The organism is Pseudomonas syringae (assembly GCF_002157375.1).
GTDB lineage: Bacteria > Pseudomonadota > Gammaproteobacteria > Pseudomonadales > Pseudomonadaceae > Aquipseudomonas > Aquipseudomonas syringae_T.
Genome location: NZ_MTSA01000011.1, coordinates 35,066 through 56,355 on the forward strand (window position 1 = coordinate 35,066; position 21,290 = coordinate 56,355).

13 protein-coding genes and 1 pseudogene are annotated in these 21,290 nt (G+C 58.8%); all 14 read left to right on the top strand.

What is annotated here, in order from left to right:
• A complete protein-coding gene (gene flgJ / locus BW686_RS15110) occupies positions 1-1,242 on the top strand; it encodes a flagellar assembly peptidoglycan hydrolase FlgJ (protein ID WP_084918165.1) in 1,242 nt (413 codons plus the stop codon).
• Between the two features lie 10 nt (positions 1,243-1,252).
• A complete protein-coding gene (flgK, locus tag BW686_RS15115) occupies positions 1,253-3,313 on the top strand; it encodes a flagellar hook-associated protein FlgK (RefSeq protein WP_084918168.1) in 2,061 nt (686 codons plus the stop codon).
• Positions 3,314-3,326: 13 nt separating this feature from the next.
• Positions 3,327-4,919 carry a flagellar hook-associated protein 3 gene (locus BW686_RS15120; protein ID WP_084918170.1) on the top strand — a complete coding sequence of 531 codons (1,593 nt, stop codon included), beginning with the start codon at positions 3,327-3,329 and terminating at the stop codon, positions 4,917-4,919.
• A gap of 89 nt (positions 4,920-5,008) precedes the next feature.
• Positions 5,009-8,584: a glycosyltransferase gene (locus tag BW686_RS15125; protein ID WP_084918172.1), complete on the top strand. Its 3,576-nt coding sequence runs from the start codon at positions 5,009-5,011 to the stop codon at positions 8,582-8,584.
• A gap of 106 nt (positions 8,585-8,690) precedes the next feature.
• Positions 8,691-11,599, top strand: a pseudogene (locus tag BW686_RS15130) (TIGR00180 family glycosyltransferase).
• Between the two features lie 300 nt (positions 11,600-11,899).
• Positions 11,900-12,826, top strand: a complete 927-nt coding sequence (locus BW686_RS15135; RefSeq protein ID WP_084918550.1) for a ketoacyl-ACP synthase III — start codon at positions 11,900-11,902, stop codon at positions 12,824-12,826.
• Between the two features lie 327 nt (positions 12,827-13,153).
• Positions 13,154-14,002, top strand: coding sequence for a flagellin domain-containing protein (locus tag BW686_RS15140; RefSeq protein ID WP_084918175.1), 849 nt, complete (start codon positions 13,154-13,156; stop codon positions 14,000-14,002).
• Between the two features lie 72 nt (positions 14,003-14,074).
• Positions 14,075-14,467, top strand: a complete 393-nt coding sequence (locus BW686_RS15145) for a flagellar protein FlaG (RefSeq protein ID WP_084918177.1) — start codon at positions 14,075-14,077, stop codon at positions 14,465-14,467.
• An 82-nt stretch (positions 14,468-14,549) separates the two neighbouring features.
• Positions 14,550-16,001 carry a flagellar filament capping protein FliD gene (gene fliD, locus BW686_RS15150; protein ID WP_084918180.1) on the top strand — a complete coding sequence of 484 codons (1,452 nt, stop codon included), beginning with the start codon at positions 14,550-14,552 and terminating at the stop codon, positions 15,999-16,001.
• Between the two features lie 122 nt (positions 16,002-16,123).
• Positions 16,124-16,513 carry a flagellar export chaperone FliS gene (gene fliS / locus BW686_RS15155; protein ID WP_084918183.1) on the top strand — a complete coding sequence of 130 codons (390 nt, stop codon included), beginning with the start codon at positions 16,124-16,126 and terminating at the stop codon, positions 16,511-16,513.
• A 26-nt stretch (positions 16,514-16,539) separates the two neighbouring features.
• Complete coding sequence (gene fliT / locus BW686_RS15160) at positions 16,540-16,836, top strand: flagellar protein FliT (RefSeq protein ID WP_084918186.1); 297 nt, start codon at positions 16,540-16,542, stop codon at positions 16,834-16,836.
• A gap of 178 nt (positions 16,837-17,014) precedes the next feature.
• The gene (fleQ, locus tag BW686_RS15165; RefSeq protein ID WP_084918188.1) at positions 17,015-18,490 is read left to right on the top strand and encodes a transcriptional regulator FleQ; all 1,476 of its coding nucleotides are present in this window, start codon (positions 17,015-17,017) and stop codon (positions 18,488-18,490) included.
• 122 nt (positions 18,491-18,612) lie between these two features.
• Entirely contained in the window at positions 18,613-19,827 is a 1,215-nt protein-coding gene (locus BW686_RS15170; RefSeq protein WP_084918191.1) for a sensor histidine kinase, read from the top strand.
• Complete coding sequence (locus BW686_RS15175) at positions 19,827-21,242, top strand: sigma-54-dependent transcriptional regulator (RefSeq protein ID WP_084918193.1); 1,416 nt, start codon at positions 19,827-19,829, stop codon at positions 21,240-21,242. The genes BW686_RS15170 and BW686_RS15175 overlap by 1 nt, the downstream gene beginning before the upstream one ends.
• Positions 21,243-21,290 lie beyond the last annotated feature (48 nt).

A 21,290-nucleotide genomic window follows, 5' to 3' on the forward strand; every position in this document is an offset into this window, starting at 1 on the left:
ATGGATATGCCAAAGGGCGGAATTTCTTCAGCGGTCGACTCCGGTGCCTACACCGACGTCAACCGGCTGGCGGCGCTGAAGCATGGCGACAAGGACAGTGTGGAAAACCAGAAGAAGGTGGCCCGCGAGTTCGAATCGCTGTTCGTCAGCCAGATGCTCAAGGCCATGCGTTCGGCCAACGAAGTGCTGGCCAAGGACAACCCGATGAACACCGCGGCGACGCGGCAGTATCAGGACATGTATGACCAGCAACTGGCGGTCACCCTGTCTACTCGTGGCAACGGTATCGGTTTGCAGGACGTGCTGATGCGCCAGTTGTCGAAGGACAAGGGCATTCAGCACGCGGCGCCGACCGATGCGGCCAAGGCTGCAACCGCCACGGATGCAGCGCCTGCCAAGACCGGTCTGGCGACCAGTGTCTACCAGCGTCCGCTGTGGGCCACGCGCTCGGCGGCGGCGGATCAGGCGGCTACCGCTGCGTCGGCTACTGGTGAAGGCCGCAACGACATGGCGGCGCTCAACGCGCGTCGTCTGTCCTTGCCGAGCAAACTCACCGACCGGCTGCTGGCGGGTATCGTACCGTCGGCCACCGCGGCGGTTGCCAACAGCCCCGTTCCGGCACGTGCTGCGTCTGGCGGCACAGGCAACAACGGTGACTGGACCCTCGACCCGAACCTGGCGCCTGCGCCGGAATACGTGCGCACGATGGCCCAGCCTCCGCTGGCGCCCGCCAAGCGCGCATTCAGCAACGCCGATCAGTTCGTGGAAACCATGCTGCCACTGGCCAAGGAGGCGGCAGCGCGCATCGGTGTTGATCCCGTCATGCTGGTGGCGCAGGCGGCGCTGGAAACCGGCTGGGGCAAATCGATCATGCGTCAGCAGGATGGCAGCAGCAGTCACAACCTGTTCGGCATCAAGGCCGCCGGTAGCTGGAAGGGCGCCGAAGCACGCGCCATCACCAGCGAGTTCCGTGACGGCAAGATGGTCAAGGAAACGGCGGATTTCCGTTCCTACGACTCCTACGCCGACAGCTTCCACGACCTGGTCAGCCTGCTGCAGAACAACAATCGTTATAAAGAAGTGGTCAACTCGGCCGATAAACCGGAACAGTTTGTAAAAGAATTGCAGAAGGCGGGTTACGCCACCGACCCGGACTACGCAAGCAAGATTTCGCAGATTGCGAAGCAGATGAAGAGTTACCAGACGTACGCCGCTGCAACGGGCTCTTCCACGACTTTATAAGGTTTTAATCATGTCGCTGATTTCAATTGGGCTCTCAGGTATCAACGCCAGTAGTGCTGCGATCAACACCATCGGTAACAACACGGCCAACGTGGATACCGCGGGTTACTCGCGTCAGCAGGTACTGACCACGGCGTCGGCGCAGATTGCCCTGGGTCAGGGCACCGGTTACGTCGGCACGGGCACAACGCTGTCGGATGTGCGTCGCATCTACAACAGCTACCTGGACACCCAATTGCAAACCACGACCGCCCTCAGTGCGGACGCTGTCGCTTATTCCGGTCAGGCCGGCAAGACCGACTCGCTGTTGTCCGACAGCGCGACGGGCATTTCCGTGCAGTTGGCAGACTTCTTTACCAAGATGCAGAGCATCGCCACCAGCGCCACCCAGTCGGCAGAGCGTTCTTCGTTCCTGACCCAGGCGGGCGCATTGAGCGCGCGTTTCAATTCGGTCGCTTCGCAGCTGTCTTCCCAGAATGACAACGTCAATTCTCAGCTCACGACCTTCTCCACTCAGGTCAATGAACTGACCTCCACAGTGGCGAGCCTGAACAAACAGATCACTCAGGCATCAGCAGGCAACGGTACGCCCAACACGCTGCTCGATTCGCGCAGTGAAGCAGTGCGCCAGCTCAATGAGCTGGTGGGTGTGAAAGTGTCTGAAAACAACGGTAACTACGACGTCTATACCGGCACCGGGCAAGCACTGGTCAGCGGCTCGACGTCTTACAAGATGTCCGCAGCACCCAGCTCGTCCGACCCGTTGCAGTACAACGTGCAGATTGCCTATGGTCAGACCCAGACAAACGTAAGCTCGGTCATCACGGGTGGCTCGATTGGCGGTCTGCTGCGTTACCGGAGCGAAGTACTGGTGCCCGCGGCCAACGAGCTGGGCCGCACGGCGATGGTGCTGTCGGATCAGGTCAACAGCCAGTTGAACCAGGGCATCGACAGCAAGGGCAATTTCGGCTCAAACCTGTATTCCAGCATCAACAGCGCTGAAGCCATTACCCAGCGCAGCATTGGCAAGACCACCAACAGTGCCGGTTCCGGCAACCTGGACGTGACCATCGGTGACACCAGCAAGCTGACCGCTGATGATTACGAAGTCACCTTCAATGACGCCTCCAACTTCACTGTGCGTCGTTTACCCAACGGCGAGAGCGTGGGTACCGGTTCGCTGGCTGACAACCCGCCAAAGCAGTTCGAGGGTTTCAGCGTCAGCCTCAACGGCAATACGCTGGCGGCCGGTGACATCTTCAAGGTCACCCCGACACGCAATGGCGCATCGGGTATCTCGGTGGTCCTGACCGACGCCAAGGACATCGCGGCCGCTGCGCCCTTGACGGCGACGGCAGGCAGCAGTAACTCCGGCACCGGTGGCTTTACTCAACCAGTACTGAACACCAGATCGAATATCTACAGCAGCACCCAGACCTCCGATCTGCGCAACGCGCTCAAAGACTCCACACCCATGAAGCTGGTGATGGGCGCGGTCAGCAGCACCGGGGTGCAGAGCTACAGCTTGATCAACGCAAGCGGCGGTGCAGTGCTCGACCAGAACGGCAACGCCGTGGGCGGCTCGATCATTCAGGGTCAAGCCAACACGATCAAGCTGAACATTGGTTACACCGACACCACCACAACGCCGAGCAGCAAGACTGCGTTTCAGCTCGAAATGACGCTTTCCGGCTCGCCGGTGACCAACGACACCTTCAGCATCGGCATGACGGGCGCTGGCTCGTCCGATAACCGTAACGCACTGGCTGTGGTCGGTTTGCAGACGGCCAAGACTGTTGGCGTCACCAACGGTGGCATCGGCACCAGCCTGTCCGGTTCCTACGCGGACCTGGTGTCCGTGGTCGGGACACTGGCGAGCCAGGGCAAGAACGATGTCACGGCCACTGCCGCCGTGGTCGGCCAGGCCAAATCTGCTCGTGACTCGGTCTCGGGTGTGTCGCTCGATGAAGAAGCGTCCAACCTGATCAAGTATCAGCAGTACTACACCGCCTCATCACAGATCATCAAGGCGGCACAAACCATCTTCAGCACGCTGATCAACAGCCTTTAAGGAATCGTGAGCCATGCGTATCTCGACTACTCAGTTTTACGAAGCCACGAACGCCAATTATCAGCGTAACTATTCAAACCTCAACAAGACCGGCCTAGAGGTTTCCAGCGGTATCAAGCTCAACACGGCAGGCGATGATCCGGTGGGTGCGTCCCGGGTCCTGCAACTGGCTCAGCAGAACTCCATGCTGACCCAGTACGAAGCCAACATTGGCACGATCAACACCAACGTCGTGACGACCGAGACGACGCTGACCAGCATCATCGACACCATGCAGGCGGCTCGCGAAGAGATCGTATCGGCTGGCAGCGGCGCGTTCACCGACTCCGACCGTCTGGCCAAGGCGGCGGCGCTCAAGCAGTATCAGAGCCAGCTGGTGGGGCTGATGAACAGCCAGGACTCGAACGGCCAATACATCTTTTCCGGTTCCAAGGCCTCGACGCCGCCTTACTCGATGAACGCGGACGGCTCTTACAGCTACAAGGGCGATCAGACCAGCGTCAATCTGGCGGTAGGCGACGGCCTGGTGATGGCCAGCAACACCACCGGCTTTGAAGCGTTCGAGCAGTCGGTCAACACCACCCGCACGTCCTCGACACTGGTTTCTCCTGCCACCGACGATGGCAAGATCGGTCTGAGTGGGGGGCTGGTGACTAACTCCAACACGTACAATTCAGCTTATCAGTCAGGCGAACCCTACACGCTGACCTTCCTCAGCGGCACGCAGTTCAAGATCACCGATGCCACGGGCACCGATGTGAGCAGCGATTCGTCGTCTGCCGGCAAGTTCAGCAATGGCTCGTTCGATGCTCAGACATTCACCTTTCGTGGGGTCGAGCTGACGCTCAACGTCAACCTGCCAGCGGCTGACAGGGCTTCGGCTGCCACGGCCGATGCTGCACTGGCCAATCGCACCTACCAACTGGCCTCGACGCCCGACAGCGTGTCGACGTCGCGCAGCGCCGGCAACACCTCGACCGCCACCATCAGCAGCTCGGCGGTAGGTAACACGGCGGCTGACCGGACTGCGTTCAACAACACCTTTCCTACCGAAGGGGCGATTCTAAAGTTCACCAGCCCCACCGATTACGATCTGTACGCCGCGCCGTTGACCAGCAGCAGCAAGCCGGTGTCCAGCGGCACATTGACCGGCTCGACCGCCAATGCCTCGGGGGTCAATTTCAACATGACCGGCACACCGGCCGCCGGTGATCAGTTCGTCGTGGAGTCTGGTACTCACCAGACCGAGAACATCCTGAATACGCTGACGGCAGCGATCAAGGCCCTGTCGACGCCGACTGATGGCAATCTGGTCGCGTCGCAGAAGATGACCGCCGCATTGACGTCTGCGCTGGGCAACATGAGCAGCAGCATCGAACAGGCTTCCACGGCACGTTCCAGTGGCGGCGCACGTCAGCTTGCAGCGACCGCCCAAGGCACGACCAACGATCTGCTCAAAGGCAATAACACGGTAGAGCAGGGCACCTACGTGAACGCCGACATCGTAGAGGCGACCACTCGCCTGACGCTGCAGAAGACCATGCTGGATGCTTCTCAGCAGGTGTTTACCATGCTGTCCAAGTTGAACCTGTTCAGTCAGCTTTGAACCCTGACGTTGAGCATCCGCCGTCTTTTTTCAGCGGTGAGGGGAGCCATTCGACTGGCCGGTTCCCCGCCGCTCACGAGTCTGTAATAGTGAATTCAGTCCCCCTCGTCAGTGTCGTCATCCCCGCTCTCAATCCACGCTTTTTCCGCGCTGCGCTGCAAAGTGCGCTGGATCAGGTCTACGGCAATCTCGAAATCATCGTTTGTGACGATTGCCGAACCGATGAAATCAAAACCATTTTTGACGAGCTGGTTCCGTCGGGCAGCGAACGTGCGCGCTACGTGGGCAACCCTCAGCGTCTTGGCTTTCAGGGGAATTTGCTCAAGTGCCTGGAAGAGGCTGCTGGCGAGTACATCAAGTTTCTTTGCGATGACGACCGTCTTTACACCTATTGCGTCGCGCACCAAGCACAAACCCTCGATACCTACAAAGACGTGCAGCTCGTCGTCAGCAAACGCCACCTGGTGGATGTGGATGACTATGTGTTGCCGGTGCGCATGGAAAACGTTGGCCTGGTGCCGTACGACGCTGTGTTCAAAGGCGAGGACATGCTGGCGATTTTCGAGCGTACGCCGCGCAACTATCTGGGCGGTTTCAGCGGTGCGCTGATGCGCCGTGCCGATGTCCTGGAATACCTGCCGTCGATTGCGGTGCCCGGGCAGGGCTTTGTCGCGTTGCTGGATTTCACCCTGTTCATCTGCCTGCTGCGACGTGGCAACCTGATCGTGCTGCACAATGTCGAGAGCACCGAGCGACTGCATCCGGGTCGCTTCAGCAGTCAGGCCGACATGTTCCAAAAAGCCACCACCGAATGGGGCTGGCTGAACGAAATGCTCAAGGCGCGCAGCGGCGAAGAGGCACCAGCCCAGGGCTGGGTGCGTTTCTTGCCGTTGCGCAGGGCACTGGAAGAACCACGCGAATGGGACGAAGTCGGCCTTTACGGGGTGATGGCCGGTCGTCAAGGCATCATGATGAGCCGTGTCGGCAGCAACAGTGAAAGCTATGCCGAACTGTATGCCGAGTGGCTGTCGTGCCGCCGTTTTTCCGTCCCGCAAAAGAAGCTGCTGGAGCGACGCATCGGAAGTTGGGCCTGGCAGCCGCGCATTGTCCCGGTGATCATCGATCCCGATGGCGACGCCGAAGGCCTCGACATCACATTGCGCAGCATCGCCGAACAGGATTACGCCGCCGACTCGGTGGTGGTACTGACCAACGCAAGCGTCGACGATCCTCAAGTACTGCGCTTTTCCTTGCAGCCCGACTGGGCTCGGCAGTTGAATGAAGTCCTACCGCTGCTGGACAGCGCCGACTGGGTTTATCTGTTGCGTGCCGGCGACCGGCTGACGCAGCCCGCGCTGTTGGTGCTGGCCGAGCGCATTGCCCAGACGTCCGGCCTGTTGTGCATCTACAGTGATGAAGGGGCGCTGGTCGAAGACGAATCCAGAGAGCCGATTTTCAAACCGGGCTTCAATCTGGACCTGCTGCGCGCCTATCCCTATGTCGGGCGCACGCTGGCGTTCGAACGTCGCAACCTGCTGGACATGGGTGGTTTCGATCCTGCCCACGGTGAACTGGCTCCGCACGATGTCATCTGGCGTCTGGTCGAGGGTGCCGGTCCGCAAACCATCGAGCACATCGCCGAAGTGCAGGTCGAGTCGCGTCTGGCGTTTGCCGACTGGCTGTCACTGCCTCCCGTCATTGAGCACAACGAATCAGTGGTGTCGGCTCACCTGACACGTATCGGCAGGGAGCATGTGATTCACCATGATCAGTTGCCGCTGCTGAACCGTATCGAGTACGTGCATCCTTCGCTGCCTCTGGTGTCGATCATCATCACCGCCAAGGATCAGTTGGGCGCTCTGGAGCGCTGCGTAGACAGCCTGCTCAGCAACACGACCTACCCGAACTACGAAGTCTTGATTGTCGACAACGCCAGCGAAGGCGCCGATGCCCGGGCATGGTTCGCGGCGATGGGCCAGCTGGGCAGTGACAAGCTGCGGATTTTCTCGTTGTCTGAAGCTGGCAGCGAAGCCTCGGCCCAGAATCATGCTGCGCGACAAGCAAAGGGTGACTACCTGCTGATGCTCAGCCCGCATGCCATGCTTCATCAGGCCGACTGGCTGCAAGGGTTGCTCAACCACGCTCAGCGCCCGGAAGTCGGTATCGTCGGACCGCGTATTCTCAACCCGCAGGGCACTGTTCTGTACGCAGGCATGGTGATGGGCATGGACGGCCTGGCCGGTCGGCCCTTCATCAATTTCCCTGCGAACGCGAGCGGTTACATGCAGCGTTTGCAGTTGACTCAGAACTGGAGTGCGGTCAGCGGCAACTGCCTGATGGTGCGCAAGGACGTGTTCGACAGCGCAGGCGAGATGGAGGCCGCAACCTTCACTCAGGGCTTGCAGGATCTGGACCTGTGCATGCGGGTCGGCCGTGAGGGTTATCTGATCGTCGGGACACCCGATTCATCACTGGTGCTGGCCGAGCCTGCTGCCGCTGAGCGTAACGAGGCGTCTCGGCAGGCACTCGATAACGAGCAGAAATCGTTCTTCCAGAAATGGCTGCCGAAGATGGCGAGGGATCAGGCGTACAACACCAACCTGCATCTCAACGAAGTGCTGTCGTTCACCCTGGACCCTGGTCTGCTGGCAGGCTGGAATCCGTTCTGCAGCCGTCATCTGCCTTCCATTCTGGGCATGGCGGTGAACTCGTCGGCGGTTGGTCATTACCGGGTCAGCCAGCCGCTGCTGGAATTGATGAGCGCCGGGCGGGTGGTTGGCCGCATGACTTATGAGACGGCAACGCCGGTCGAGATAGAGCGCCAGTCGCCAGACGTTATTGTCTTTCAGGGCCGCTACACCGAGGCCAAGGTCCCGGATATCGAGCTGGCAAAGAATTACTCCAATGCCATGCGCATTTTCGAGCTCGACGATTACATTGCCGACGTGCCTGAGCGAAACGAGCACAAGCGCAACATGCCTGACAATATTGCCGCCATGCTGCGCAAGGGCGTAGGCCTGTGTGATCGTGTGGTGGTCTCGACGCACCCGCTGGCCGAAGTGCTGTCGACCATGCACACCGATATCCGTGTGGTGCCGAACATGCTGGCGACCCATCTGTGGAGCAACCTCAGAAGTCAGCGCCGCAGTTCCGGCAAGCCGCGTATTGGCTGGGGTGGCGGCACCAGCCATCGTGGCGATCTGGAACTGATCGTGGATGTGGTGCGTGAACTGGCCGACGAGGTCGAGTGGGTGTTCTTCGGCATGTGTCCGGATCTGCTCAAACCTTACATTCACGAGTTTCACTCGGCGGTCAGCCTGAAGACCTACCCGGCCAAACTGGCCAGCCTGAACCTTGACCTGGCACTGGCGCCGCTGGAATTCCATATCTTCAATGACTGCAAGAGTAACCTCAGGTTGCTGGAATACGGCGCGTGCGGCTACCCGGTCATCTGTTCCGACACCGAGGCGTATCGCGGTCATCTGCCAGCCACCCGTGTGTACACCAACAGCTCCGAAGAATGGCTGCAGGCCATCCGCATGCATTTGTCCGATCCCAATGCCAGTTACCGCATGGGCGACGAACTGCGTGAAACCGTACTGCGTGATTTCATGCTGCGCGGCGAAAACCTGCAGTATTGGGCCAACGGCTGGCTGCCGGACTGATTTGAACAGGCCCCGGCAGCTTTCTCGCCGGGGCGGATACGCTACGCTCTTGCTTCAACACCCTCTGCGGGTTGAAGGCGCAATCGATTCGTTATAAGGAAAGACCATGCAAAGTCATTCGGGACACGAACACGCCGCTCTGAATCAGCGTCTCACCCTGCTGTTGATGGCCAAGGACCAGCCGGATTTCCTGCGCCGTGCCTTGAAGTATTACAGCGGCTTTCCGTGCAACGTGGTGGTGGTCGATGCCTCCGCGCAGCCTGATGCCGACATCGCTGGCGCTTCCGGTCTGCATTATGTGCAGCACCCTGCACTGGCCAACGCCAGCCTCAGTGCCAGGATCGCCGAAGGCCTCAAGCATGTCACCACGCCGTTCGTGGTGCAGGCTCCTGTCGACAGTTTTCTGCTGCCGGATGCGCTGACCGCTGCCTTGAGCTTTCTTGAAGCCAGCCCGACGTATGGCGCCTGTCAGGGCTATAGCCTGAGTTATCAGGCTCAAGTGAGTCAGGTGGATTATTTCCGTCGCGATCGCAAAACCTGCGAGGACTATGCGGCAGACGACGCAGGCGAGCGGGTTCTGAGTTTCATGGAGGAGAGCCTGTCGCTGCTCAGTGCTGTCACCCGGACTGAACTGGCGCAGCAGTGGTTCGCATCGGTTGCCGAAGGCACCGAGCCGCACTGGCAGGAAATCGGCCACATGACCTACCTGGTTGCGGCTGCACACCTGCGCATCCTGCCAATTCCCTATGCATTGCACTTGATGCTGGGCAAAGACGCGCAACTGCGCCACGGCGGGGCCATCGCCTCAGCGGTCAAACACACTGACCCCAAAGCCAAAGCGGCTCGTGAGGCATTTGCAAAAAACTCGTCTCAGTGCTGGGTGAAGGCTCGGGCTTCGCAGGCGCTCAGGGTGTACAGAACGTCCTCGCCGGGCTCGCGGCCATGGCTGAACGTCTCAAGACCCAGGGCTTTCAAGCGGATGAAAAGATTATCAGCGCGGTCTGGAACGTCGCTCTGGAGCAGTCAGATGCGCTGTTCGAGCCTCGCCAGTTCGTCGAACTGCCGTTTTACAACCAGCCGCTGTTTGATGAACTGGCCAGAATCGAATTCCTGATTCACGTCATGCCGGCAGGCCGCTTGCAGATGGAAGGGCTTGAAGCGGCACTGCTCAAGCAGGCCGAGTTGCTGCGTGAGCAAAGCAACCCGGATGCTGAAACGAGGCTTAGCCGTCTGTGGTACGCCTACGAGACCTACGCGTTCAATCTCGGCGTCGTGCAGAGCCTGATCACGGAATTGCGCAACAGCAAGGACGATAAAGACAGCGAGAAGCAGATCGAGCTTGTTTCTGGCTGGTGCCAACGCCTGCAGGCGGCGTCCGGTTTCGACAACGGTCGCCTGCTCGACGGTATGGCGTCTGGTCGACTGCTCAACTGGCTGGATTCGCGTGATCCGGCCCCTGACGCCCTCAAGCAGATCACCGAGAAACTGGCCAGCAAGCCGGCCGGTTCACAGATCGGTATTTTGCTGCTGGATCTGGACGCCGACGTCTTCAAGCTGCAAGCGACGTTCGACAGCCTGATCAACGGTCATTACAAGGCGTTCAAGGTGGTGGTGTTCACCACCGGAGAACTGCCGGCAGTGACCACGCTGCACAACACCCTGCATTTTGTGAAGGTTACCGAAAGCAACTACGTCGACAAGATCAACCAGATCGTCAAGCAATCACCCAGCGACTGGCTGATGCTGGCGCAGGCCGGTGAAGAGTTCACCCGCAGCGGTTTGTTGCTGGCCAGTGCCGAACTGCTTGACGCGGCGCAGTGCCGGGCGGTCGCGGTTGATGAAATTCAGCGTCAATCCAACGGCACGCTGGCCCCGGTATTCCGTCCGGGTTTCAACCTCGATCTGCTGCAAAGCCTGCCGACCTTGATGGCGCGTCATTGGCTGATTCGTCGCGACTTGCTGGTCGAGGCGGGCGGCTATTCGCGCGAATTTCCCAAGGCGCTGGAGTTCGACCTGTTGCTGCGCCTGATCGAGGAGGGCGGCATGAGCGGTCTTGCTCACTTGAGCGAACCGTTGCTGATCTGCGACGCGCCAGAGCTGGAAGACACTCCGGACGAACACAAAGCGCTCAAGCGCCACCTTGGCAAGCGCGGTTATCAGGCAGAAGTCAGCTCGGCGCAGCCGGGCACTTACAAGATCGATTATCGCCATGCCCATCGTCCGGTGGTCTCGATTCTGCTGCACAGCCAAGACAATTTGCCGGAGCTGCAGCGCTGCCTGCAAAGCATTCTGCAACGGACCCGCTACCAGCGTTACGAAGTGCTGATCGGTGACAACGCCAGTACGTCTGCCGAACTGTCGACCTGGCTCGACAAGCAAGAGCAGGTGTCCGGTCGGGTGCGTGTATTCCGTGCCGAGCAACGCATGAGCGCGTCTTCCTTGCGCAACCTGATCAGTCAGGAGGCCGGCGGTGAATACCTGATTCTGCTGGACGCGGAAAGCCAGATTGTCAACGTCGGCTGGATCGAGTCCTTGCTTAATCAGGCGCAGCGTCCGGAAGTGGGTGTGGTCGGCGCCAAGCTGGTTGGCCGTGAGGGTGTGGTCACTCAGGCAGGGCTCATTCTGGGACTCAACGGCGGTGTCGGTTCGGGTTTCGTCGGCGAGCCGAAAACGTCTACCGGCTACATGCAGCGCCTGGTGGTCGAGCAGAACTATTCTGCGGTGTCATCGGCGTGCCTGATGATTGCCAAGGAGCTGTTTGACTCGCTGGGCGGGCTGGACGATGACCTGTTCGCCGAAGCCCTGAGCGATGTCGATCTGTGTCTCAAGGCTGCGCAGGCAGGTTATCTGACCGTCTGGACTCCGCACGTTCAGGTGGTGCATTGCGGTCTGGTGCAGGCGCCGGAGCCTGCACGTACCGCGCTGATGGACAAATGGTCAGCGCAGTTCGCGCAGGATGAAGCCTACAACGCCAACCTCTCGCTCACAGGACAGGGGTTCACCCTGGCGGTCTGAGTTCCGTACGCACGCGAAGCCGGTGAAGGCTGGTTCGCTGCTTCAAAGCCTCTGCACTGGAGCCTGTCTGTCAGGCTCCAGCTCGCTTTTCCCCGACTTAATTTATCGCAAAGCATGCAAACGGGAGTGACCTGCAGGTCATAAAGTGCATCTTCACTGTATTGTGTTACAGGGAGCGACATGCGCCTGACTTGCTTTAACCTGCCAAGCGCCCTGAAAATGTCTGAAAATCACCCCTATTCGGTAGCGCCCTGATTTATCAGGACGGAAAATGACCTGTTTACTCATCGGGAAGCCATGATGATTGGCATTAAAAGCATAGCGAGTTACGTGCCTGTTGCAGGCGTCGATAACTACGCTCAAGGCGCCAAATTCGGCAAGGATGAAGAATTCATCCTTGGGAAAATTGGCTCCACGTTCCTGCCACGCAAAGACGCTGGCCAGGAAACCTCGGACCTGTGCGTTGAAGCGGCCAATGCGTTGTTTGCCAACAACCCGCAGCTCAAGCGTGAAAGCATTGATGTGTTGATTGTCGTCACCCAGAACGGCGACGAGGAAGGCCTGCCGCACACCGCCGCCATCGTCCAGGACAAGCTGGGCCTGTCGACCAATGTCGCCGCGTTCGATATTTCGCTGGGCTGTTCCGGCTATGTGTACGGTATTTATGCGATCAAGGGCTTCATGGAAGCGGCAGGCCTGAAAAACGGCCTGTTGATCACCGCCGACCCGTATTCGAAAATTGTCGACCCCGAAGACCGCAACACCACCATGCTGTTTGGCGACGCGGCCACCGCTACGTGGATGGGCGAGGACGCCGCCTGGCAGCTGGGCAAGGCGAAGTTCGGCACCGATGGCTCCGGGGCTCCGCACCTCAAGGTCAGCAACGGTGTGTTCTTCATGAACGGTCGTCAGGTGTTCAACTTTGCGCTGATCAAGGTGCCCGCGCACCTGCATGAGCTGCTGGCCGAGTCAGACCTGACGCCTGATGACATCGATGCCTTCTGTATCCACCAGGGCAGCGCCGCCATTGTCGACGCCGTCGCGCGTCGCTTCGAGGACAAGCCCGAGAAGTTTCTCAAGGACATGGTCGAGACCGGCAATACGGTGTCTTCCAGCATTCCGCTGCTGATTGAAAAGCACGTACTGGGCTCTTCATGGAATCGGGTCGCCTTGAGTGGCTTTGGTGTGGGGTTGTCCTGGGGCTCTGCCATTATCTATAAAGGCTGAGTCGCACGGCCTGACAAAGAGCGCCTGTGGAGTATTCCCCAGGCGCTTTTTAATTAAACAGTGATCCGCGTCACACTTTGAACTTCGCTGCGTAACTCCCTCGCGTGTCCCCGTCTATTACGGTCGATGAATTCCGTTCCTTTCAGCCGCTTGAATATGCCCCAACCCCTTGTTTTATAAGGGATGTCAGGGGGCGGGCAAAATATTAAAAAAAAACCCTCAAGCAACCTGCTATCGCGACGATAACTATTACGAAGGTTCTCTAGGCACACCCGGCGCTTGCAGGGGCCGGAAGCCACGTAGTACCCAACCAACGAGGAATTCATCATGGCTTTAACAGTAAACACCAACGTAGCATCGTTGAACGTCCAGAAGAACCTGGGTCGCGCCTCTGACGCACTGTCGACTTCGATGACTCGTCTGTCTTCCGGCCTGAAAATCAACAGCGCAAAAGACGACGCTGCTGGCCTGAACATCGCTACCAAGATCAACTCGCAGATCAAAGGTCAGACCATGGCGATCAAAAACGCCAACGACGGTATGTCCATTGCTCAGACCGCTGAAGGCGCGCTGCAAGAATCGACCAACATTCTGCAACGTATGCGTGAACTGGCTGTTCAGTCGCGAAACGACAGCAACAGCTCGACTGACCGTGACGCGCTGAACAAAGAATTCAGCCAGATGAGTTCGGAACTGACTCGTATCGCCAACAGTACTAACCTGAACGGCAAGAACCTGATCGACGGTTCTGCCAGCACCATGACTTTCCAGGTAGGCTCCAACTCCGGCTCGTCGAACCAGATCACTCTGACTTTGAGCGCCAGCTTTGACGCCAACACCCTGGGTGTCGGTTCGGCAGTCACCATCGCGGGTTCCGACAGCGCTGCTGCAGAGACCAACTTCTCTGCCGCAATGGCCGCTATCGACTCGGCTCTGCAGACCATCAACACCACGCGTTCTGATCTCGGTGCTGCACAAAACCGTCTGACCAGCACCATCTCCAACCTGCAGAACATCAACGAAAACGCCAGTGCTGCACTGGGTCGTATCCAGGATACCGACTTCGCTGCTGAAACTGCACAGCTGACCAAGCAACAGACCCTGCAACAGGCTTCCACCTCTGTTCTGGCTCAGGCTAACCAGCTGCCATCCGCTGTACTGAAACTGCTTCAGTAATAACGGCATGCGTTTTAGCGGGGGAGTACTTCACAGTGCTCTCTCGCTTTTTTACTTTCAGAGGTGATGGTCATGGATATGAGTGTGAAGCTGAACTTGTCTTATCCGGCCGTTCAACCGGCGACTCAGGCGCCCGTGCCCGACACGTCCGTTGATAAGCCTGCCGACACCCAGCCCGTCGAGCGCGTGGCCGCCACGGCCGAAAGTAAAGGTTCCGATCTGCACAAGGACGATTCCAAAGATGATGCTAAAGTCAAAGCAGCCGTCGAGGACATCCAGAAATTTTTTCACACGGTGAAGCGCAATCTCGAGTTTTCGATTGACGAAGATTCTGGCAAAGTCATTGTCAAAGTGATTGCAAGTGACTCCGGTGAAGTCGTAAGACAGATTCCCAATGCAGAAATCCTGAAGCTGGCCGATAGCCTGAGTGATGCGAACAGTTTGTTGTTCCGCGCCAAGGCCTGATTGCCGGTACGGTATTTGTTGCCGGGTTACCAGCCTTTGAACGGGCGGTAGATCCCGCGACATTCTTGAAGGGAGAAGCACCATGGCAAGTCCAATTTCAGCATCCACAGGCTTGGGTTCAGGCCTGGCAATCGGCAGTATCATAAAGGTGCTGACTGATGCAGAGCGTCTGCCGAAGCAAAACCAGATCGATCGACAGACTGCTTCTACCACGGCATCCCTTTCCGGGGTAAGTCAGCTGACTTCAGCGCTGGCTGCGTTCCAGAAAGCAATGGATACCTTGAGCAGCAAGACCACGCCTGCTTTTCTGGGCTATGCCGCGACCTCCGCCAATGAGGCTGTTGTCAAGGCTACTGCAGATAACACCGCTGTGAGTGGTTCCTACGCGCTCAAAGTCCAGGATCTTGCAACGGCCTCCAAGGTGGCGACCGTCGCCATGAGTTCCGCGCAATCCAGTGCTATTCCGAGTGGTACCCTGGAAATCACTCAAAATGGCACTACCCAAAAAGTTGACATCTCCAAGACCTCTACGCTGCAGGAAGTGCGTGACCAGATAAACACGTCGCTTCAGGGTAAAGGCATCTCTGCCAACATCATCACCGACAACAACGGCTCCCGGCTGGTGTTCAGTTCAACCACCACGGGCGCTGGCAGCGACATCTCCGTCAAGGGTGCTGCCGGTCAGGAAGCATTGAACATCGACGGCACCAAGCTGATGAGCGATACCAGCTCCAGTACTGATGCGAATGGCAAGCCGATCCCGGGTGCGGGTGCGATTTCTGGAACTGCCAAAGATGCCCAGTTTTCCATCGATGGCCTGGCCCTTACGAGCAAGACCAATACGGTCAGCACGGCGATCTCCGGTGTGTCGTTTAACCTGGTTTCGCCCAGCACTGCAGCCACCGGCGATACCGTTATCACGGTAGGGGTCAACACCGACGGCATCAAAGCATCACTGCAGACGTTTATCGACTCTTACAACACGCTGGTGAGCCTGACGTCTTCGCTGACCAAAGGTAGCGTGAATGAAAAGGGCGTGTTCACCCCGGCTGCATTGACGGGCGATTCCACCCCTCGTGCGCTGCTGGCTACCATTCGCAATCAGATCGCCAGCGCCACCTCTGGGGAGGGGCTCAACTCGCTCTCGCAATTGGGCATCAAGACCCAGCAAAGTGACGGCAAGCTGTCTCTGGACACTGCGCAGTTCACCGCAGCGCTGAATGATAAAAAGCTGGGGGGGCAGATTGACAGCCTGTTCAACGGTACCGGCGGCCTGATCACCCGAATGGGCAGTGCGCTTGAGCCTTACACCAAGGCTGATGGTGTTCTGGCCGGCAAAACCAAAAGTCTGAATACGGTTCAGAAGCGGCTTGATGATGACAAGGAAGCGCTTGATCGCCGTATCGAGACACTGACGGCAACGCTGACCAAGAAATACAACGCCATGGACCTGGTCGTTGGTCAGCTCAAGGCGACTGCCAGCAACATCACCTCGATCTTCGAGGCGATGAACGCGCAGAAGAACGCTTCGTAAGTTCTTTTACCGACGTGCCAAGAACCCGACCCTGTGTCGGGTTCTTGCTTTTGGGCTAAAGTTTCCGGGCCATGCGTCGATAGCTTGAGTATCAGTATTCTGGATTTGTTACGAGGCCCATTATGAATCCGATGTTAGCGTTGCGGCAGTATCAGAAAATCGGCGCCCAGGCTCAGACCTCGGAAGCCAGCCCTCATCGTCTGGTCCAGATGTTGATGGAGGGCGGTCTTGACCGCATCGCTCAGGCCAAGGGCGCGATGGCTCGCAAGGACATCGCCAACAAAGGCGTGTTCATCAGCAAGGCCATCGGCATTGTCGGCGGGCTGCGTGAAGGGCTGGACCTGGAAACTGCGCCTAGCGAAAGCCTGGTGCGGCAGGACAATCTGTATCACTACATGATGACGCGCCTGGCCGAAGCCAACGCCCGTAACGATCAGAAGATTCTCGATGAAGTCGCCGGCCTGCTGATCACCGTCAAGGAAGGCTGGGACGCGATTGGTACCATGCAGTAGGCTGATGGCCTCAGGAGAACAAGAATATGAGTGCTGCGCTCAAGCGTATCGAAGAAACCCGTGAAGCTCTGGTAGGGGCCCTTGCCGAGCGTGATTGGGAGGCTATCGTCAAACTGGACCTCGCGTGTCGCGAGTGCATGGACTCGGTGGTCAGCGAAGCGCCTGCCGATGAACCGGCGCTGCGCAGCAACCTGGAAGAGCTGCTGGGCGTATACCGGCAATTAATTGATGTTGCAACCGGCGAGCGTCAAGCCGTTGTCGATGAAATGTCTCAAATCCAGAATGCCAAAAATGCGACGAAGGTATACCATCTGTTTGGTTAATGTTTAATTGTCATTTTTATTGTCGGACGAGATTTTCGCCATAAATTTGACTGTGTCCGTTTTTTTGACTTAACTAGTGATGTTTACTATTTTCTGGCGTCTCAAGATTATATTCGGCTGAGATGCCAAGCTGCCCCCCAATCATGGGCATTGAGTTGACTAGGGAAGTTGCTATTGCATGTGGCGTGAAATCAAGATTCTGCTAATCGATGACGATAGCCAGCGCCGCCGGGATCTGGCGGTTATCCTGAATTTTCTGGGCGAAGAAAATCTCTCCTGCTCCAGTCAGGACTGGCAGCAGGTTGTCGGCTCCCTGGCGTCTCCACGAGAAGTGCTGTGCGTGCTGGTGGGCAGCGTCAGCGCTCCGGGCAGCCTTCAAGGGCTGCTTAAGACCATCGCAGCATGGGATGAGTTCCTTCCTGTGCTGCTGATGAGCGAAAATTCTTCTGTCGAGCTGCCGGAGGATTTGCGTCGCCGTGTGCTTTCAGCGCTCGAGATGCCGCCTAGCTACAGCAAACTCCTCGACTCCCTGCACCGCGCCCAGGTCTATCGTGAAATGTACGATCAGGCCCGCGAGCGTGGCCGCCATCGTGAACCGAACCTGTTTCGCAGCCTGGTAGGCACCAGCCGCGCGATTCAGCACGTTCGGCAGATGATGCAGCAGGTGGCCGATACTGATGCCAGCGTGTTGATTCTCGGTGAGTCGGGCACCGGCAAGGAAGTCGTCGCCCGCAACCTGCATTATCACTCCAAGCGCCGCGATGCGCCGTTTGTGCCGGTCAACTGCGGTGCCATTCCGGCCGAGCTGCTCGAAAGCGAGTTGTTCGGTCACGAGAAGGGCGCGTTCACCGGGGCCATCACCAGCCGTGCAGGCCGCTTCGAGCTGGCCAACGGCGGTACGTTGTTTCTCGATGAAATCGGCGACATGCCGCTGCCGATGCAGGTCAAGCTGTTGCGCGTGCTGCAGGAGCGTACGTTCGAGCGCGTGGGCAGCAACAAGACCCAGAGCATTGACGTGCGCATCATTGCGGCGACCCACAAGAACCTCGAAAACATGATCGAGCTGGGCAGTTTCCGCGAAGATCTTTACTACCGTCTCAATGTGTTCCCCATCGAGATGGCACCGCTGCGCGAGCGCGTCGAAGACATTCCGCTGCTGATGAACGAGCTGATCTCGCGCATGGAACACGAAAAGCGCGGCTCGATTCGTTTTAACTCCGCGGCCATCATGTCGCTGTGTCGTCACGCCTGGCCGGGCAACGTGCGTGAGCTGGCCAACCTTGTGGAGCGCATGGCGATCATGCACCCGTATGGCGTTATCGGCGTGGCCGAGCTGCCAAAGAAGTTCCGCTATGTCGATGATGAAGACGAGCAGATGGTCGACAGCCTGCGCAGCGACATCGAAGAGCGTGTCGCCATCAACAGCAACACGCCGAACTTCTCTTCGGGGGCGATGCTGCCGCCTGAAGGTCTCGACCTGAAGGACTACCTCGGCGGCCTGGAGCAGGGTCTTATCCAGCAAGCGCTTGACGATGCCAATGGCATTGTTGCGCGGGCTGCGGAGCGTTTGCGGATCCGTCGTACCACGCTGGTTGAGAAGATGCGCAAGTACGGTATGAGCCGTCGCGAAGGGGATGAACAGGCGGAGGATTGACGCCTGTTCAAAACGCCAAAAATCAAGCCTCTGAATTTTCAGGGGTTTTTTTTCGGCACGAGGATTGCTAAGTCTCTCTTAACACACCGTTTACTGACGGTTCGCCACGAGAGAGATGAACTATGTCCCAGGCCGCCCAACTGACTTCCGCCTCATCTGTCCAGATTCCGTATTCCCCGGAACTGGAAAGTCGTCAGGGGCTTGAGCAGGCGTTCTCACTGTTCAATCAGATGTCGGCGCAACTGGCCGATTCCTACGGACTGCTTGAAGCGCGTGTCACTGAACTCAAAGGTGAGTTGGCCCATGCCGGTGTCCAGCGTCTGCAAGAGCTGGCGGAAAAGGAGCGGCTGGCCAATCGTCTGCAGAACCTGCTCGACCTGCTGCCAGGTGGCGTGATCGTGATCGACGGCATGGGGGTGGTGCGCGAAGCCAATCCGGCTGCCATCGACCTGCTGGGTCAGCCATTACTGGGCATGCTCTGGCGTCACGTCATCAGTCGTTGCTTTGCTCCGCGTGAAGACGACGGTCATGAAGTGTCCCTCAAGGATGGCCGCAGGCTGTCCATCGCCACCCGTTCACTGGACGCCGAGCCGGGCCAGTTGGTGCTGCTCAACGACCTGACCGAAACCCGCCATCTGCAAGAGCAACTGGCCCGTCATGAGCGTCTGTCATCGCTGGGGCGGATGGTGGCTTCCCTGGCGCATCAGATCCGCACGCCGCTGTCGGCCGCCATGATCTATGCCAGCCACCTGGCCGAGCAGGAATTGCCGGTGGAAACCCAGCAACGCTTCGCTTTGCGTCTCAAGGACCGCCTGCACGAGCTTGAGCATCAGGTTCGCGACATGCTGGTGTTTGCCCGTGGCGAACTGCCGTTGACAGATCGCCTGACGCCGGGCGCGCTGTTCCAGGCCTTGCAGAACGCCGCAGCCACGCACGTGCAGGGCGTTTCGGTTCGTTGGCAGTGCGACAGCATCGACGGCGAGCTGCTGTGCAATCGCGACACGTTAGTCGGTGCGTTGCTCAATCTGATTGAAAACGCCGTTCAGGCCAGTGCTGGCCAGACGCGCCTGAAAATTCATGCCTACGGTCGCGGCAACACGCTGCGCCTGTGTTTCAGTGATAACGGCAGCGGCATGGACGGCGCAGCGCTGGCGCGCATCGGCGAACCGTTTTTTACCACCAAGGCCACCGGCACAGGGCTGGGTCTGGCCGTGGTCACGGCGGTGTCGCGTGCGCATCAGGGCGGCGTGCATTACCGGTCTCGCGTCGGACGCGGTACTTGCGCCATTGTCAGCCTGCCGCTGATTCCGGCCTCCGGGCCGGCGGGTAACAACTGATGTCGATCAATGTGCTGTTGGTCGAGGATGACCGTGCATTGCGCGAAGCGCTGGGCGAAACGCTGGAACTGGCCGGCTACGGTTACCGTGCCGTCGGCTCGGCCGAAGAGGCGCTGGTGGCGGCCGAGGCTCAACCGTTCAATCTGGTGGTCAGCGACGTCAATATGCCGGGCATGGACGGTCATCAGTTGCTGGGCCTGTTGCGCAGTCGACATCCGCAGCTTCCGGTCCTGTTGATGACGGCGCACGGCGCGGTCGAGCGTGCGGTCGATGCGATGCGCCAGGGCGCGGCGGATTATCTGGTCAAGCCCTTTGAACCCAAGGCCCTGATTGCTCTGGTTGCGCGGCACGCACTCGGGCGTCTCGGGCCTGCCGAGAGTGACGGTCCGATTGCCGTCGAGCCCGCCAGCCTTCAGTTGTTGAACCTGGCCAGCCGTGTGGCGAAAAGCGACTCCACCGTGCTGATCTCCGGCGAGTCCGGCACCGGCAAGGAAGTACTGGCGCGTTTTATTCACCAAAATTCGCCGCGTGCCGATAAACCTTTTATCGCGATCAACTGTGCGGCCATCCCCGACAACATGCTGGAAGCCACCCTGTTCGGTCATGAAAAGGGCTCGTTCACCGGCGCTATTGCGGCGCAGGCCGGCAAGTTCGAACAGGCGGATGGCGGGACCATTCTGCTTGACGAGATTTCTGAAATGCCCATGGGGCTTCAGGCCAAGCTGTTGCGTGTACTGCAGGAGCGAGAGGTCGAGCGCGTAGGCGCGCGCAAGCCGATCACCCTGGATATTCGTGTCGTGGCCACCACCAACCGCGATCTGGCGGGCGAAGTGGCGGCGGGGCGCTTTCGTGAGGATTTGTTTTATCGCTTGTCGGTTTTTCCGTTGGCATGGCAAGCGTTGCGTCAAAGGACTGCCGATATTCTGCCGTTGGCCGAGCGGCTTCTGGCCAAGCATGTCAATAAAATGAAGCACGCGCCGGTCCGGCTGTCTGCCGAAGCGCAGCAGTGTCTGGTCGGGTACGCCTGGCCTGGCAACGTACGTGAACTGGATAACGCCATCCAGCGCGCCTTGATTCTGCAGCAGGGTGGCGTGATTCAGGCGCAGGATTTCTGTTTGTCCGGGCCGGTTACGGGCTTGCCCGCAGCGGTTGTCACGGAGGCTGTGGCGTCTCTGCCTGTCATCTCCGTGTCGGAGAATGGCGCTGCCGCTGCTGCGCCGGAATCGGTAGGCGCGCTGGGGGACGACCTTCGGCGTCGTGAGTTTCAAATGATCATCGACACCCTGCGTTCAGAGCGCGGGCGTCGCAAGGAAGCCGCTGAACGGTTGGGTATCAGCCCGCGTACGTTGCGCTACAAGCTCGCACAGATGCGCGACGCAGGCATGGATGTCGAAGCGTATCTCTTTGCCACGTGAATGACTGGCGCTGGTCGCCAGTGGTGAGCAGTGGTCGTTGGAATGTGA

Excerpts from the sequence above, each read along its gene's own strand:
- BW686_RS15175 (WP_084918193.1), top strand. The coding sequence starts at position 19,827 with ATGTCGATCAATGTGCTGTTGGTCGAGGATGACCGTGCATTGCGCGAA.
- BW686_RS15135 (WP_084918550.1), top strand. The coding sequence starts at position 11,900 with ATGATTGGCATTAAAAGCATAGCGAGTTACGTGCCTGTTGCAGGCGTC.
- BW686_RS15145 (WP_084918177.1), top strand. The coding sequence starts at position 14,075 with ATGGATATGAGTGTGAAGCTGAACTTGTCTTATCCGGCCGTTCAACCG.
- flgK (WP_084918168.1), top strand. The coding sequence starts at position 1,253 with ATGTCGCTGATTTCAATTGGGCTCTCAGGTATCAACGCCAGTAGTGCT.
- fliS (WP_084918183.1), top strand. The coding sequence starts at position 16,124 with ATGAATCCGATGTTAGCGTTGCGGCAGTATCAGAAAATCGGCGCCCAG.
- BW686_RS15120 (WP_084918170.1), top strand. The coding sequence starts at position 3,327 with ATGCGTATCTCGACTACTCAGTTTTACGAAGCCACGAACGCCAATTAT.
- fliT (WP_084918186.1), top strand. The coding sequence starts at position 16,540 with ATGAGTGCTGCGCTCAAGCGTATCGAAGAAACCCGTGAAGCTCTGGTA.
- fleQ (WP_084918188.1), top strand. The coding sequence starts at position 17,015 with ATGTGGCGTGAAATCAAGATTCTGCTAATCGATGACGATAGCCAGCGC.
- fliD (WP_084918180.1), top strand. The coding sequence starts at position 14,550 with ATGGCAAGTCCAATTTCAGCATCCACAGGCTTGGGTTCAGGCCTGGCA.
- BW686_RS15140 (WP_084918175.1), top strand. The coding sequence starts at position 13,154 with ATGGCTTTAACAGTAAACACCAACGTAGCATCGTTGAACGTCCAGAAG.
- BW686_RS15170 (WP_084918191.1), top strand. The coding sequence starts at position 18,613 with ATGTCCCAGGCCGCCCAACTGACTTCCGCCTCATCTGTCCAGATTCCG.
- flgJ (WP_084918165.1), top strand. The coding sequence starts at position 1 with ATGGATATGCCAAAGGGCGGAATTTCTTCAGCGGTCGACTCCGGTGCC.